Here is a 14,728-nt window from a genome sequence, read left to right as displayed (position 1 = left end):
GGTCGGTCCTTCGATAGCTAGTCCAGACGTTCCGACCTCAACACATGCAGGATCGCGGCTGGAAAATGCGCTCCCTCGATCCTGTGAAGGCAAGGGATGGGAATGCCAAGATAGGTGCGGACACGGCGCGGGGGAAGGCGTTCGCGTTCATCTGTCGAAAGATCGACGATGAGTGTGACCGGGATGCGGCCTGCAGCCTCGGCAGCGAAGATGCCCGCGCCGCGAATCTCGATCCTGCCGCGGATCGGGTCTGGCGCTTCGGCGCGGAGGATGCCGGATTGGATCGACAGAAGCGTCCGGTCGTCGGCGACCAGCGAACAGCCCAATGCCATCAGCTCCAGCGCCATCGCGGATTTGCCGGACCCGGATGGGCCTGCGATCACCACGGCCCGCCGCTGCCAGGCAACGGTCGTAGCGTGGATGATCTCCGAAGGGGTATCCGTCACACCGGCAGGCCGACGACGAAACGCGCGCCGAGCGGCTCAGAGGTGATGTCGGCATCCGTGGGCCTGATATTCTCGGCCCAGATCACGCCGCCATGCGCCTCGACGATCTGTTTGGAAATCGCAAGGCCAAGGCCCGAATGTTCTCCGAACTGGCCGGGCGGGCGCTCGGAATAGAAACGCTTGAAGATCTTTGTCAGCGCCTGATCGGGAATGCCGGGGCCTGTATCCTCGACCACGACAAGTACGCGCCCCTCGCGCTGCCGCGCCCAGATGCGCACCGCGTCGCCTTCAGTGCAGAAGGATATCGCGTTGGTGATCAGGTTGACGAAGACCTGCGCAAGCCGCGCCTCAAGTCCGGTGATGGTGATCGGTTCGGCGGGAAGATCGGCGATGAATTCGACGCCTTTCGACCGTGCCTCCTGACCCAGATAATCGCTGAGGTTGGTCAGCATCTTCAGAAGATTGAACGCTTCTTCCTCTTCCTTCACCAGTTCACTGTCGAGCCGCGAGGCGTTCGAGATGTCGCTGACCAGCCGGTCGAGACGGCGCACGTCATGGTCGATCACGTCAAGAAGCTTGTCGCGCTGATCCTCGCGCTTGGCGACGCGCAGCGTACCGACGGCGGACCGCAGCGAGGCGAGCGGGTTCTTGATCTCGTGCGCCACATCGGCCGCGAATTGTTCGTTCGCCTCGATCCGTTCATAAAGCGCCGAGACCATCCCGCGCATCGCGCCCGAAAGCCGCCCGATCTCGTCGGGTCGTGCCGTCAGGTCGGGGATGCGCACGCGGTTGGGCGAGATCTTGCGGGCATTCTTGTCGCGCCCGATTTCCGCCGCCGCCGCGAGGTCCGACAGCGGATTGGCGATTGTGGACGCCAGAACCAGCGACAGGCCGATCGACACGATGATCGCCACAACGAACATCTGTAGCACCTGTTCGCGCTCGACGCGGACAAGCTGGTTGATCTCGCCCGCGAAGGAGGTCACGGCAGCAACGCCCACGACCGTGCCGTTCTGGCGGATCGGTGTTGCCACGGTGAAGGTCGCGTCGCCCAGTTCATCCTTGCCGGTATGGGCCTGTGTGGCCCCGGCCAGCGCCGCATCCACCAGCCCTGCGGCGAGTCTTTCAGGATGTCGGGTGATGTCGGGCGTATCGCCGGGGCCAAGAAGCGCTTCGATCGTATCCCAGACGCGGTTGAGGATATCGGTGATGATGGTCGACCGCTCGTCACGCTGCAATCCCTTGATCAGCTCCTGCTCGGGTCGCGCCATGCCAACCGACGAGGTTACGAGCTGCCCGGTCGCGTCATAGATGAAGAGTTCGACGCCTTCGGGCAGCTCGATGCCGCCGGTGGTCGCCACCGCGTCAATCCCGTCGCCGGTGACGAAATTCACCGGCCCCGCCGTATCAAGCTGGGCCTCGAACACATCGGCGATCAGCTGCGCCTCGGCGACAAGGCCGCTTTCGCGCTGCAGGACAAGGCTGTTGCGGAACGGGTTCAGGTACAGGACACCGGCAACCAGCACGACCATCGCCATGAGGTTGAACGTAATGATCTTGCGGGCCAACGGCGAGCGGTTGAGCGAGATGATGCCTCGCCGTTCCCGCCCTTCCCTCAGTTCGGTATCGACGACCCCTTCCGGTCCGACCCAATCCTCGCCGAGTACGACGTCTGCCCTGTCAGAGGTCCTGCCACCCACCACAAACCTCTACTAAGGGTCATTCTTCGTTATAACGGTACCCAATCCCGTAAAGGGTTTCGATCGCGCCGAAATCGTCGTCCACCATGCGCATCTTCTTGCGCAGGCGCTTGATATGGCTGTCGATCGTGCGGTCGTCCACATAGACCTGATCGTCATAGGCCACATCCATCAGCTGATCGCGGCTTTTGACAAAGCCGGGGCGTTGGGCGAGCGCCTGCAGAAGCAGGAACTCGGTCACAGTCAGCGCCACATCCCGGCCTTTCCAGCTTACGGAATGGCGCAGCGGGTCCATCGTCAGATGGCCGCGCGTCATGATCTTGGTCTCTTCGGTGGTCGCGACCTCGCCCGAGGCGATCGCGTCCTGGCGCCGCAGAAGCGCACGGATTCGCTCGACCAGCAGGCGCTGGCTGAAGGGCTTCTTGACGTAATCGTCCGCGCCCATCCGCAGGCCCAGAACCTCGTCGATCTCGTCGTCCTTCGAGGTCAGGAAAATGACCGGCATCGAGGTTTTCTGCCGAAGCCGCTGCAAGAGGTCCATCCCGTCCATCCGGGGCATCTTGATGTCCAGCACAGCCATGTCGGGCAGGCGTTTGTTGAACGCATCAAGCGCCGATTGGCCGTCGTTGTAGGTTTCGACCTCGAACCCCTCGGCTTCGAGCGTCATGGACACGGATGTCAGGATGTTCCTGTCATCGTCCACCAGTGCGATCCGCGACATTTCTGCCTTCCCTATTCTGCTCATGCCTTGTTTTGATCACAGTTTCCGTTTTTCGCCCCGCGGAATCAACTGGTAAGTACGAATCACCAAGAAACGAGTGCCTTACAGTCGGGTGAAAGTTCGCGCGCATGACGAATTTGTCGCAGTGAGACCGGTTTTGTTTCCGAATGTGATCACCGATTCACCTTGGTTGCGCTAAACCGCCCATGGTGGCGCTAACGCCCGTAAAGCCTTCTGGTTCAATGTGATAGGCTGGGTTATAGGCGGCCCAACGGCTTAGCCGTGACCGCCGGTTCCGATGGCCCGGAACCCCGAAGACCTGAGAAAGCAACCGATAAGCCGCGGGAGCGGCGCCAGGAGCGAGCACATGAGCACAGGACGAGTGAACCCCGCCAACCGTCTGGAAGACCAGGGCATCACGGGGCTCGGCCATGTCTATTACAACCTTCGCGAACCGGCGCTGATCGAAGCGGCGCTCGGCCGGAAGGAAGGTACCCTCGGCAAGGGCGGATCGTTTCTGGTGACGACCGGCAAACACACCGGACGCTCGCCCAAGGACAAGTTCGTGGTCCGCACCCCCTCGGTCGAAGACACGATCTGGTGGGACAACAACAAACCGATGGATCCCGCCGCCTTCGACCGTCTGTACGAAGATATGGTCGCGCACATGCAGGGGCGCGACCTTTTCGTTCAGGACCTGTTCGCGGGCGCCGACCCCGAGCACCGGCTTGATGTGCGGGTCGTGACGGAACTGGCCTGGCACGGGCTTTTCATCCGCCACCTGCTGCGCCGTCCCTCGGTCGAGGAGTTGGACGAGTTCGCACCCGAATTCACCATCATCAACTGCCCGTCCTTCAAGGCCGATCCGGCCCGCCACGGCTGCCGGTCGGAAACGGTGATCGCGCTCAATTTCGACCGCAAGCTCATCCTGATCGCGGGCACCCAGTATGCTGGCGAGAACAAGAAATCGGTCTTCACGCTTCTGAACTACATCCTGCCCGGCAAGGGCGTGATGGCCATGCATTGCTCGGCCAACCATGCGATCGGGGACGAGGCGGAAACCGCGGTCTTCTTCGGCCTGTCCGGCACCGGCAAGACTACTTTGTCGGCCGATCCCTCGCGCACGCTCATTGGCGACGATGAACATGGCTGGTCTGACAAGGGCACCTTCAATTTCGAAGGCGGCTGCTATGCCAAGACCATCAACCTATCCCGCGAGGCAGAGCCCGAGATCTATGCCACGACCGAGAAATTCGGCACCGTGGTCGAGAACATGGTCTTCGATCCCGAGACCTTCGATCTGGATTTCGAGGACAATTCGATTACCGACAACATGCGCTGCGCCTATCCGCTGGACTATATTTCCAACGCTTCGGCCTCATCGCGCGGCGGTCACCCAAAGAATGTGATCATGCTGACCTGCGACGCTTACGGCGTCCTGCCGCCCATCGCGCGGCTGACGCCCGCGCAGGCGATGTATCACTTCCTGTCGGGCTTCACCTCGAAGACACCGGGGACTGAGGTCGGCGTCACCGAGCCGATCCCGACCTTCTCGACCTGTTTCGGTGCGCCCTTCATGCCGCGTCGGCCCGAGGTTTACGGGCGGCTGTTGCAGGAAAAGATCGCCCAATATGGCGCGACCTGCTGGCTGGTGAACACCGGCTGGACCGGCGGCGCCTATGGCACAGGCAAGCGCATGCCGATCAGGGCGACGCGCGCGCTTCTGACGGCGGCGCTCGACGGCTCGCTGAATGGCGTGTCCTTCCGCAAGGATCCGAATTTCGGCTTCGAAGTGCCGGTCGCTGTTCCGGGCGTCGATACCGAGCTTCTTGATCCGCGCGCCACATGGGCTGACAAGGCGGCCTATGACGCGCAGGCCAAGAAGCTTGTCCAGATGTTTTCGGACAATTTCGCCCAGTATGTGCCGTTCATCGATGCCGACGTGAAGGCGGCGGCGATCGGCTGAGGCCTGATTTCGTCCGGGCCTCGCCCGGCCGACCCGTGCGAGGGGGCGCTGCCCCCTCGCGCTCCCCCGGAGTATTTTGGGACAGAACGTGAGCAGGCCTAGGAAAGGGCCTGCCGGATCAGGTTCGCGCCGGTGACGGCGAGAAGGATCAGCGTCCAGCGGCGGAATTTCTGCTGGTCGAGCCGGTCCTGGATCGCGAGCCCGAGCCGGTTGCCGAGAAGGGCGGGGATCACGAGGAGGGCGGAGACGGGCAGCGTTTCGGCGTTGAGCACGCCCGAGGTCAGGTGCGCAGCGAAGAGGGCTGCCGACCCGATCAGGAAGACGACGCCCTGCACACGCATCATTTCCTGCTTGTCCGTCCTTAGCGACAGGAGAAGGACGATCAGGGGCGGCCCCCAGATGCCCGAGATACCGCCGTAAAGCCCGCCTATTACCCCGAGTCCGAGTTCGGCCCGGGCGCGATGTTCGACCTTCAGCGCCATCGGGCGGCCGGAGAGCTGCCAGAGCGCGAAACCGAGGATCGGCAGGCCAAGCGCGGCCTCCATCGGGGCCTTCGGGATGCCGGTCACGAATTGCGCGGAGAGGAAGAGGAAGACGAGGACGGCGGCGATATGCAGACGGAAGGCAAGTGCGCTCTCGATTGCCGCGCGGCTTCCTTGCCGGAAGGCCTGCATCAGGTTTGTCACGAAGGTCGGCAGGATCAGCAAGGCAAGCGCCACCGGCGGCGGCAGGAAGGCGGTGAAGGCAGACATCATGATCATCGGCATGGCAAAGCCGATCGCGCCTTTCACGAAGCCCGCGAACAGCGTGACAGACACGGCCAGCACGATCTGATGAAATTCGAACCCGGTCATCATCCCTTCCTGAAAGGGTCTTAGCGGCTTTTCGCCGTGACAGGGACTGGAAATTTCCAGAGACACAAAAGCTCGCCGAGAGATCATATTGTGAATTATTATTGCGCTGCGACTGCGAAATCGTTAGGACAGTGCAGATGCAGAAACGGAGCCGATTCATGGCGCATGACGGGGTTCAGATGCCAACGACCGCCCTTCTTTCCGATCTTCTTGATCTTACCGAGGCGGCACTGCCCGAGGTCGAGGCGCTATTGGCCGAGGCACAGTCCGGTGTGAGGGCGCGGGTCAGCCACGACGGCAGGGTTTCCGCGTCGCTGCTGGAGGAAAACCAATTCGCGGCTCATGCGCTGTCGTGGCTTGCGACCTACGTCGAGGCACTGAGACAGATGCGCGCCTGGGCGGGCCGGGTGGCTGAGGCGGGCGACTTTGGCGAGATGGAGGCACTGATCCTGCAGATCGGGTCGGGCGAATATCTTGCGCAGATCGCCGGCGGCATTCCGATGAGCCAGGGCGAGGTGGCGCGGCTGGCGGACATGGGTGTGAGCTGGACGCCCGGCACTGCGGCGGCGCGGCTGATGGCGATGGGCAACAACCCGGCAGCGCGGGCGCAACTTGTCTCGCTCATGCGCGACAATCACGGGCGCGCGACCTTCGGGGCCTCGGGCCTGGATGACGATCTGGAAATGATCCGCGACCAGTTCCGGCGGTTTGCCGATGAACGGGTCGTGCCAAACGCGCACGGCTGGCACCTGCGCGACGAGTTGATCCCCATGGGGATCATCGAGGAACTCGCCGGTCTTGGGGTCTTCGGCCTGACGATCCCCGAGGAATTTGGCGGGCTGGGGCTTTCGAAGGCTTCGATGGTCGTGGTCAGCGAGGAACTCAGCCGCGGCTATATCGGCGTGGGCTCGCTGGGAACGCGCAGCGAGATCGCCGCAGAACTCATTCTTTGCGGCGGTACGCCCGAGCAGAAGGCAGAGTGGCTGCCGAAGCTTGCGTCGGGGGAAATCCTGCCGACCGCCGTCTTCACCGAGCCGAACACCGGATCGGACCTCGGCTCGCTCCGCACCCGGGCGGTCAAGGAGGGCGATGACTGGAAGGTCACCGGCAACAAGACCTGGATCACCCATGCCGCCCGCACCCATGTGATGACGCTGCTTGCGCGGACCGACCCAGAGACGACCGATTATCGGGGCCTGTCGATGTTCCTGGCCGAAAAGACGCCGGGCACTGATGAAAACCCCTTCCCGACGCCTGGCATGACTGGCGGCGAGATCGAGGTGTTGGGCTACCGCGGCATGAAGGAATACGAGCTTGGTTTCGACGGGTTCAAGGTGAAGGGCGAGAACCTCTTGGGCGGTGTGCCCGGGCAGGGCTTCAAGCAGCTGATGCAGACCTTCGAGTCCGCCCGCATCCAGACCGCTGCCCGGGCGATCGGGGTCGCGCAATCGGCACTGGAAGTGGGCATGAAATATGCCGAGGACCGCAAGCAGTTCGGCAAGTCGCTGATCGAATTTCCGCGTGTGGCGGGCAAACTGGCGATGATGGCGGTCGAGATCATGATCGCCCGGCAGCTGACCTACTTCAGCGCCTGGCAGAAGGACCACGACAAGCGCTGCGACCTCGAGGCCGGGATGGCCAAGCTTCTGGGCGCCCGTGTCGCCTGGGCAGCGGCCGACAATGCGCTGCAGATCCACGGCGGCAATGGCTTTGCGCTGGAATATCAGATCAGCCGCATCCTGTGCGACGCGCGGATTCTGAACATTTTCGAAGGCGCTGCGGAAATTCAGGCCCAAGTCATCGCGCGGCGGCTTCTGGACTGATCAGCGCGCCCAGACAGCGACGACCTCGCACGGGTACCGTGTGAGGTAGCCCGAATAGTTCCGAAGCAGGTCCTGCTCGCAGGCCCTCAAGGCAACTTTACCCGCCTGTTCCGGCCCGAGCGTCACGCCGCTATAGCCCTTGGCGCCTATGCGGGAACGGGCAAAGGCTCGCGGGCCGGTCGCCTTGGTGGCGCGGATATAGTCGAGCGACTGTCTCTGGTTCAAAGTCTCTTCGGAATCCGTCAGCGACGCCGTCCGGTCCTTCGGTCCGCGCTCGGCGATCAGTCTGCAACCGGTCGATCGTGCCAGGCACCGTGCCAGCGCCTCGGCCCTGGCGGCGGCTGGGCTGCCAGCCCCAAGCGACATCCCCCATGCCCCGTCGGCACCGACATAGAAGGCGCCGAAATAGGGACCGGCCACAAAGTTGTGCCGGATCGACTGTGCCTCGTTCATCGTCAGGCGCTTCTCATCGGTCAGAATGAGACGGTTGGTCGTGCCGAAGATGCGTGGTCGATAGGCCTCATAGGCGGGTGCCACTACAGGTGCGTCGCCGGTCTCCTTGGTCAGCTGCGCATCAGCGGCGGCTGTCGCATCAGCGGGCGCGTGCTTCGATGGTTCCGGGTCGATCCACGAAAAGATCAGTGAGACCGGCTTGGTGACCTCCAGCCAGAAAAGAGCAACGAACGCGACAGACAGGATGAAATAATCCCCCAGGTCGAGTGTTTGAATAAGGCGGCGCACGAACAGGGTCCACATATGCAGGCATGCCATCTGCGCCGGAAACCATACGCTGCGCAAGCGATCCGTGGCATCATTGGATTACAGGCGTCTGGAGGGGCAGAACGATGAGCGCACATGACCTGATATTCGTGACCGGCGCGTCCGGGTTTCTGGCCAAACATATCGTGTTGAAGCTGCTCGGCGCCGGTTGCGCAGTACGGGGTTCCGTGCGGGGGGAGCGGCAGGCGCAGGCGGTCAGGGACGCGGTTCTGTCGCTGGCGGGAGAGGCAGCAGCGTCCCGGCTTTCCTTTGCCACGCTCGATCTTCTGAAGGACGAGGGCTGGGCGGAGGCAATGCAGGAATGCGATGCGCTGATCCACACCGCCTCGCCCTTTGTCATCACGGAAAGAGACAATCCCGATGCGCTGATCCGACCGGCGGTCGATGGCACGCTCAGGGCCCTGATGGCGGCGAGGGCGGCGGGCATCGAGCGGGTGGTCCTGACCTCGTCGGTGGTCGCTGTGCAAGGGGCGATCTCGCCGGACCGCAGCGACCCCTATACCGAGGCCGACTGGTCAGATCCGGACGACCCGCGTCTGGATCTCTATGCCCGCTCCAAGACCCTCGCCGAACGGGCGGCCTGGGACTATGCCGCTCAGTACGGGCTGCAATTGACCGCGATCAACCCGGGTTGGATCCTTGGTCGGCCGCTCGATCGTGATTTCGGCACGTCGGTCAATCTCGTGGCCCGGGTCCTGCGTGGCAAGGACCCGATGCTGCCGCGCCTCTCCTTCTCGGTGGTGGATGTGGAAGATGTCGCGGAGGCCCATGTCAGGGCGCTGCGTATCCCGGAGGCCATCGGCGAGCGGATCATCGTGACCACTGAAGGATCGCTCTGGTTTCCCGACTGGGGCCGCGCCCTGAAAGAGCGCTGGCCAGAGCGCCGCATCGCCACCCGTACCGCTCCGCGTTTTCTCTTGAAGCTCTTGTCGCTCTTCGACCGCGAAATCCGCGCGGCGCTGCCGCGGCTCGATGCACCGATGACATCCTCGAACGAAAAGGCACGAAGGCTTCTCGGGCTTGAGTTTACCGACGCGAGGACGGCGCTTCTGAAATCGGCCGAATTCCTCATCGAGGAGGGGCTGGCCTAGGCCGCCTCGGCGCCCGCGGGTTCACCGCCACGTGACGGGCGCTGTACCCCGAGCCTCGGGTGCAGCCGCCCGGCGATCAGATGCGCCGCGCCCATCGCCGCGCCGCAGGCGGCGAAGATCGCGGCTGTGGGGGCGACGGCCAGCACCGCCCAGGCGGCCCCGGGCGTGAGGATCGAAGAGACATCGCGGAAGCTTGAATAGACCGCCGACATCTCGGTGCGCTCCGACGGTTTGACCGACATCAGGAACGGCAGGCCGCCCACCACATCGAGCATGACGAGGAAGATCGAGGCACCCATGCAGGCCGCGACGGTCAGCCAGGGCAGGGGCGAGACAAGGGATGCCGCCAGGAAAAGCCCGCCACAGAGACCGAAGGCGGTGCGCACCGACAGCCTGACAGAGGCGCGGCGGGCGAGCTTCAGCATGAGGGGCGAGATGAAGAGAAGAGCGTTGGAAATGGAAAGCGCGACGCCGCCGACCTTGTCGCCGAGGCCAGATTCAATACAGAAATAAGGCAGATAGACAACATAGACCCACCAGCCGCACGACCGGATCACCGCAAAAAGCCAGCCCGCGATCAGCCTCGGCTGGGCGAAGAAGCGCGAAAGATAGGCGAGCGGGTTGACCGCCGGTCCCTTGGCGCGGGCGATCTGCTTGCCGTTGCCGAGCCTCAGAACCCAGAAAGCGGTGAGGAGCGCGAGCGCGAAGGCGCCCGCGAGCAGGAAGGGCAGGGGCCGCGAATAGCTGTAGAGCCACACGCCCAGCATCGGGCCTACCGCCCAGGGTGTCGCCGCATAGACCATCTGCATTGACTGGCCGCGCCCAAGTTCGGCCCGGTTCACATAGTCGAGCACATAGGCGTTGAAGCAGACGAAGGTCGTCGCCGTCGCCATCGCATTGACGAGAAGGGCCAGCGGCACGGTCACCGACGTGTCGGCGAGCGCCAGCGCCATGCCCGCGAGATAGAGGCAGGCACCCGCCGTATACATCCAGCGGCGCGGCAGATGGCGGGTGAACCAGGGCACCATCAGCCCCCAGAGGAGCGAGATTATCCCGGCGAAGAAATAGATCCGCGAGGCGCCGACCGTGCCCCCCATCGCCTCGCGCACCGCAAGCGGCATGACGGAAATCAGCGTGCCGCGCACCGCGGCCTCGAGACCGGCGAGCAGGGCGAAATGCTGTATTGTCGGCTTCGGCGGATGCTTCAGCGCGAGCGGGACGTAACGCAGGGCCATGTGCAAGTGATGGTCAGTGCGGGCGTCCGGGTCTGTGCCGGGCGCGACAGAAACCGCCTGCCCGCGACCAGATATGTCGTTATTTTGCCCGGCGTTGTAGAAGATCGATGAACCGGCGCCGCGCCTCGGGGATCGGCGCGGGGCCAAGCTCGCGCGCAAGCCGGTCTTCGAGGAAGAAACCGGTGGTGGCGAGGGCATCTGCCAGTTCGGCCTCGTCCGTTGGCGTCTCGCCCAGAAGACAGGGCGGCAGCGGCAGGAGCCTTGACGCCCACTCGCCTGCGCCCCGACGCGAGACCGCGCGCCCGCTTTTCGGGCTGACATAGGCCAGATCGTCGCTATCGCCGGTCACCGCGCAGGCCGATAGATCGAGGCCGAAACCGAGTTCCTCAAGGAGGAGAAGCTCCCACTGCAGATAGTCGGCGGGCCAGCCCTCAACTTCCATCGAGGTCAAGAGTGCCTGGGTTGCGGCATAAAGCGTCGGATGGGGGTCCCGTTCCGGAAGCGCAAAGGCAAGAAGCGCGAGCGTTGCCGACAGGCCGGCGAGCGCGAGCCGGTCCTGCCAGAGGAAACTGCGCGACAGGACCGGTTCGGCGATGAAATGGCCCAGGTGCTCCTCAAGCCGCGCCGACCAGGCGACGGAAAGCTGGCTGCCCGGCTGCAGGACCGGCGCCAGCCGCCGCGAGGCGCCGCCCCGCACCACGCCCGCATGGCGGCCTTTCGAGGGGGTGAAGACCTCGATGATCGCCGCGCTTTCGCCGTGCGGCCGGACCGATAAGAGCAGGGCTTCGTCGCGCCAGTCCATGGGCTTCCTTCACACCGAAGGCCGGAGAGGCGCTGCCTCCCCGGAACCCTACGAGGTATTTGGGCCAAGATGAAAGGGGATCAGGCGGAAAGTCCATCCTGATCGAGCAGCGTTGTGCCGTCGCGGCTTTCGATCTCGATGATCCAGAGGTCCGGGTCGTTCCGCCGCTGGCGGGCGAGCGTTGCGTCGACCTCCGCCTCTGGCCCTTCGGCGAGGGTGACCCAGGTCCGGTTCCCGCTCATCAGGTCGAAGGAGCGCTGGAGGGCGCGCGCCTGCCCGTCGAGCGTGGCTAGCTTCACGAGGATGGCGCCAGCGGTCGGGTCGCCCTTCCTGGTGACATAGGCGGGGATATTTGCCAGTTCGAGGCGCCGCAGGTAGGCGCGCACCCAGAAATCGGCGGTAAGGCGCGGATCAGTTGCCATCTTTCCAGTCGAGGCCCATCTCGGTGAAGCGCTCCTTTTCCTCCAGCCAGTTCGGCCGGACCTTGACCTGCAGGAACAGATGCACCGGCCGTTCAAGGAACTCCATCAGATCGGCGCGCGCCTGGCTTCCCACCGCCTTCAGCGTTTCGCCGCCCTTGCCGAGGATGATGCCCTTGTGGCCGTCGCGGGCGACATAGATGATCTGGTCGATGCGGGCGGAACCGTCCTTGCGTTCCTCCCATTTCTCGGTCTCGACGGTCAGCTGATAGGGCAGCTCCTCGTGGAGCCGCAGCGTCAGTTTCTCACGCGTCACTTCGGCGGCGATCATGCGCAGGGGCAGGTCGGCGATCTGGTCTTCGGGGTAAAGCCAGGGCCCCTCGGGCAGTTCGCCCGCAAGCCAGTCTTTCAGATCGTCGCAACCATAGCCCTTTTCGGCCGAGATCATGAAGGTGCGTTCGAACGGATAGGCCTCGTTCAGCTTCTGGGACAGGGCCAGCAGCTCCTCGGCCTTCACTCGGTCGATCTTGTTGATGGCGAGTGCCACGCGAGGGTTGCCGCGTTCCTTCAGGGCGTCAAGGATCGCCTGCACGCCCTCGGTCAGGCCCCGGTGCGCCTCGATCAGGAGGACGGTGATATCGGCATCAGCCGCCCCGCCCCAGGCAGCCGCAACCATCGCGCGGTCAAGACGGCGGCGCGGGCGGAAAAGGCCGGGCGTGTCGACGAAAACGATCTGGCTGTCGCCCGCCATCGCGATGCCGCGGATGCGCGCGCGGGTCGTCTGCACCTTGTGGGTGACGATCGAGACCTTGGCGCCGACCATGCGATTGAGCAGCGTCGATTTTCCGGCGTTCGGCTCGCCGATCAGTGCCACGAAACCTGCGCGGGTGGAATCTTCAGTCATTTCGTTTCTCCATCCGCAACAGAAGGGCGCGGGCTGCGGCCTGTTCGGCCTGACGTTTGGCGCCGGCTTGCGCGCGTTCGGCCTCGCCGGTCGCGAGCTTTACCTCGACGGTGAAAAGCGGCTGGTGATCGGGGCCGTCGCGGCTGATTTCGGTATAGCTGGGCGGGGGCAGGCCGCGCGCCTGGGCCCATTCCTGGAGGCTGGTCTTGGGGTCCCTCGCGTCGGTCTCGACGCCCTCGATCCGTTTGCCCCAGAGCCGGAGGATCATCGCCCGCGCCGCTTCGAAACCGGCGTCGAGATGGACGGCGGCGATCACCGCCTCCATCGCGTCGCCAAGAAGGGCTTCCTTGCGGCGCCCGCCTGACATCATCTCGGATCGGCCGAGTTTCAGGACCGAACCGAGGTCGATCTCGCGCGCCACCTCGGCGCAGATTTCCTTGCGGACCAAGGCGTTATAGCGCGGCGCAAGCAGGCCTTCGCTTGCCGTCCGGTCTGCGGCAAGCAGCGCCTCGGCCATCACAAGGCCCAGAACCCGGTCGCCGAGGAATTCGAGCCGCTGGTTGTCGGGCCGGGTTGGCGTGGAAATCGAGGCATGAGTCAGCGCCCGCGCCAGAAGCTCCGGCCGGGCGAAGGAATGGCCGATCCGGGCCGAAAAGGCCTGAAGGTCGGAACCGAGCTTCACTCCACCGCCTTGAAGAAACGGTCGGGGCGCCAGGTCCAGAAGTAGAAGAGCGAGCGGCCGGCGGAGGAGAAGATGATCCGCTCGGCGCGGCCAATCAGATATTCGGCGGGCAGCATGCCCACGCCGCCTGCGGCGGTGGGGAAGCGGCTGTCCTGCGAATTGTCGCGGTTGTCGCCCATGAAGAAATAATTGCCCGGCGGCACGGTGAAGATCGCCGTATCGTCGCCCGGGCCGGTGCCGATGTTCAGCACGTCATGTTTCACACCGTTCGGCAGGGTTTCGACGAAACGCTCCTTCTGGCAAAGACCGCCTTCGCCGACCGGGCCATTGGCGCAGCGTGGCCAGTTGCCCTGCGATCCCTGACGGGCATAGATCTCGTCGAACGTGCCTGCAGGTTCCTGTGGTGCGGCCTCGCCGTTGATATAGACGACCCCGCCCTTTACCTGGATCTTGTCGCCGGGAAGGCCGATCAGGCGCTTGATGAAATCCGCGCCCGTCGTCGGATGGCGGAAGACCACCACATCGCCGCGTTCGGGTTCGCCCGCGAGGATACGGCCCGAGATCGGGCAGATCGCGAAGGGGCAGGAATAGCGCGAATAGCCATAGGCCATCTTGTTGACGAAGAGGAAATCGCCAATGAGCAGCGTGTCCTTCATCGAACCCGAAGGGATCCAGAACGGCTGGTAGAAAAGCGTCCGGAACACGCCCGCGATCACCAGAGCCCAGATCACCGTGCGGATCGTTTCGGCGATCCCTTCCTTGGCCTTCGTCGACATGATCGGTCCTGTTCTGCCGGTTCCGGCGCTACATGAGCGCGGAGGGGCAAAGAGTCAAGCAAACTAGCCCTTTGGCGACAGTGGGTGCGCCTCGATCACCACGAAGGCCTGCGCCCAGGGATGGTCGTCGGTCAGGGTCACATGGACGACGGCCTCATGGCCTGGCGGGGTCATCGTGGCGAGCCGTTCGGCGGCCCAGCCGGTCAGATGCATCACCGGCTGGCCCGAGCGCAGGTTCGACACCGCCATGTCCTTCCAGCTGATCCCCATCCGCAATCCGGTGCCGAGCGCCTTTGAACAAGCCTCTTTCGCGGCCCAGCGTTTGGCATAGGTCGCCGCCACCGCGCGGGGGCGGCTTTGGGCTTTCGATTGTTCGCGTTCGGTGAACACGCGGTCAAGGAAGCGTTTACCAAAGCGTTCGAGCGTCGCCTCGATCCGCTCGATGTTCGCAAGGTCGGTCCCGATGCCGAGGATCATGGTTTCTTGCCCGATAATGCTGTCTGGCCTGCGTCGGTCATCCGTCCCGCAA

At 64.1% G+C, this 14,728-nt stretch carries 15 protein-coding genes; 3 read left to right on the top strand and 12 right to left on the bottom strand.

Annotation, left to right across the window (positions count from 1 at the left end; all coding sequences use genetic code 11):
• Positions 1–17: 17 nt before the first annotated feature.
• Genes OU426_RS12195 through OU426_RS12185 form a run of 3 tightly spaced genes read right to left on the bottom strand, consistent with a single transcriptional unit; the run spans position 18 to position 2,867 of the window.
• Complete coding sequence (locus OU426_RS12195; protein WP_267634290.1) at positions 18–446, bottom strand: HPr kinase/phosphorylase; 429 nt, start codon at positions 444–446, stop codon at positions 18–20.
• Entirely contained in the window at positions 443–2,146 is a 1,704-nt protein-coding gene (locus tag OU426_RS12190; RefSeq protein WP_267634289.1) for a sensor histidine kinase, read from the bottom strand. The genes OU426_RS12195 and OU426_RS12190 overlap by 4 nt, the downstream gene beginning before the upstream one ends.
• A gap of 19 nt (positions 2,147–2,165) precedes the next feature.
• Positions 2,166–2,867, bottom strand: coding sequence for a response regulator transcription factor (locus OU426_RS12185; protein WP_267634288.1), 702 nt, complete (start codon positions 2,865–2,867; stop codon positions 2,166–2,168).
• Between the two features lie 367 nt (positions 2,868–3,234).
• Here OU426_RS12185 and OU426_RS12180 point away from each other — a divergent pair, with 367 nt between their 5' ends.
• Positions 3,235–4,833 carry a phosphoenolpyruvate carboxykinase gene (locus OU426_RS12180; protein ID WP_267634287.1) on the top strand — a complete coding sequence of 533 codons (1,599 nt, stop codon included), beginning with the start codon at positions 3,235–3,237 and terminating at the stop codon, positions 4,831–4,833.
• Positions 4,834–4,931: 98 nt separating this feature from the next.
• On the opposite strand, the gene OU426_RS12175 is transcribed toward OU426_RS12180, so the two are convergent.
• On the bottom strand, positions 4,932–5,687 hold the full coding sequence (locus OU426_RS12175; RefSeq protein ID WP_267634286.1) for a sulfite exporter TauE/SafE family protein: 756 nt from the start codon (positions 5,685–5,687) through the stop codon (positions 4,932–4,934).
• Positions 5,688–5,845: 158 nt separating this feature from the next.
• On the opposite strand from OU426_RS12175, the gene OU426_RS12170 reads away from it, so the two are divergent.
• Complete coding sequence (locus tag OU426_RS12170) at positions 5,846–7,510, top strand: acyl-CoA dehydrogenase family protein (RefSeq protein ID WP_267634336.1); 1,665 nt, start codon at positions 5,846–5,848, stop codon at positions 7,508–7,510.
• On the opposite strand, the gene OU426_RS12165 is transcribed toward OU426_RS12170, so the two are convergent.
• The gene (locus tag OU426_RS12165) at positions 7,511–8,251 is read right to left on the bottom strand and encodes a hypothetical protein (protein WP_267634285.1); all 741 of its coding nucleotides are present in this window, start codon (positions 8,249–8,251) and stop codon (positions 7,511–7,513) included.
• A 104-nt stretch (positions 8,252–8,355) separates the two neighbouring features.
• Here OU426_RS12165 and OU426_RS12160 point away from each other — a divergent pair, with 104 nt between their 5' ends.
• Positions 8,356–9,381: an NAD-dependent epimerase/dehydratase family protein gene (locus OU426_RS12160; RefSeq protein WP_267634284.1), complete on the top strand. Its 1,026-nt coding sequence runs from the start codon at positions 8,356–8,358 to the stop codon at positions 9,379–9,381.
• Here the strand turns inward: OU426_RS12160 and OU426_RS12155 are convergent.
• From OU426_RS12155 to acpS, 7 genes are all read right to left on the bottom strand, one after another.
• Positions 9,378–10,616 carry an MFS transporter gene (locus OU426_RS12155; protein WP_267634283.1) on the bottom strand — a complete coding sequence of 413 codons (1,239 nt, stop codon included), beginning with the start codon at positions 10,614–10,616 and terminating at the stop codon, positions 9,378–9,380. The genes OU426_RS12160 and OU426_RS12155 overlap by 4 nt on opposite strands.
• 79 nt (positions 10,617–10,695) lie before the next feature.
• Positions 10,696–11,418 (bottom strand): DNA repair protein RecO, encoded by a 723-nt coding sequence (gene recO, locus OU426_RS12150; RefSeq protein ID WP_267634282.1) that lies wholly within the window; start codon positions 11,416–11,418, stop codon positions 10,696–10,698.
• An 80-nt stretch (positions 11,419–11,498) separates the two neighbouring features.
• Positions 11,499–11,840, bottom strand: a complete 342-nt coding sequence (locus OU426_RS12145; protein WP_267634281.1) for a DUF1491 family protein — start codon at positions 11,838–11,840, stop codon at positions 11,499–11,501.
• Positions 11,830–12,741, bottom strand: coding sequence for a GTPase Era (gene era / locus OU426_RS12140; protein WP_267634280.1), 912 nt, complete (start codon positions 12,739–12,741; stop codon positions 11,830–11,832). Before era ends, OU426_RS12145 begins: the two co-directional genes overlap by 11 nt.
• Entirely contained in the window at positions 12,734–13,423 is a 690-nt protein-coding gene (rnc, locus tag OU426_RS12135; protein ID WP_267634279.1) for a ribonuclease III, read from the bottom strand. The genes era and rnc overlap by 8 nt, the downstream gene beginning before the upstream one ends.
• Complete coding sequence (lepB, locus tag OU426_RS12130; protein WP_267634278.1) at positions 13,420–14,199, bottom strand: signal peptidase I; 780 nt, start codon at positions 14,197–14,199, stop codon at positions 13,420–13,422. Before lepB ends, rnc begins: the two co-directional genes overlap by 4 nt.
• Before the next feature lie 63 nt (positions 14,200–14,262).
• Entirely contained in the window at positions 14,263–14,676 is a 414-nt protein-coding gene (gene acpS / locus OU426_RS12125; RefSeq protein ID WP_267634277.1) for a holo-ACP synthase, read from the bottom strand.
• Positions 14,677–14,728: the final 52 nt, after the last annotated feature.

This window comes from Frigidibacter sp. RF13, assembly GCF_026626305.1.
GTDB lineage: Bacteria > Pseudomonadota > Alphaproteobacteria > Rhodobacterales > Rhodobacteraceae > TMP-24.
Note: the sequence above shows the minus strand (reverse complement) of the source record. Positions and strands in the feature narration are given on the sequence as shown.

What these genes read in the sequence shown, in the direction of transcription:
- OU426_RS12155 (WP_267634283.1), bottom strand. Translation starts at nt 10,616, where the DNA reads ATGGCCCTGCGTTACGTCCCGCTCGCGCTGAAGCATCCGCCGAAGCCG.
- OU426_RS12175 (WP_267634286.1), bottom strand. Translation starts at nt 5,687, where the DNA reads ATGACCGGGTTCGAATTTCATCAGATCGTGCTGGCCGTGTCTGTCACG.
- OU426_RS12180 (WP_267634287.1), top strand. Translation starts at nt 3,235, where the DNA reads ATGAGCACAGGACGAGTGAACCCCGCCAACCGTCTGGAAGACCAGGGC.
- OU426_RS12185 (WP_267634288.1), bottom strand. Translation starts at nt 2,867, where the DNA reads ATGTCGCGGATCGCACTGGTGGACGATGACAGGAACATCCTGACATCC.
- OU426_RS12170 (WP_267634336.1), top strand. Translation starts at nt 5,846, where the DNA reads ATGGCGCATGACGGGGTTCAGATGCCAACGACCGCCCTTCTTTCCGAT.
- recO (WP_267634282.1), bottom strand. Translation starts at nt 11,418, where the DNA reads ATGGACTGGCGCGACGAAGCCCTGCTCTTATCGGTCCGGCCGCACGGC.
- acpS (WP_267634277.1), bottom strand. Translation starts at nt 14,676, where the DNA reads ATGATCCTCGGCATCGGGACCGACCTTGCGAACATCGAGCGGATCGAG.
- era (WP_267634280.1), bottom strand. Translation starts at nt 12,741, where the DNA reads ATGACTGAAGATTCCACCCGCGCAGGTTTCGTGGCACTGATCGGCGAG.
- lepB (WP_267634278.1), bottom strand. Translation starts at nt 14,199, where the DNA reads ATGTCGACGAAGGCCAAGGAAGGGATCGCCGAAACGATCCGCACGGTG.
- OU426_RS12160 (WP_267634284.1), top strand. Translation starts at nt 8,356, where the DNA reads ATGAGCGCACATGACCTGATATTCGTGACCGGCGCGTCCGGGTTTCTG.
- OU426_RS12145 (WP_267634281.1), bottom strand. Translation starts at nt 11,840, where the DNA reads ATGGCAACTGATCCGCGCCTTACCGCCGATTTCTGGGTGCGCGCCTAC.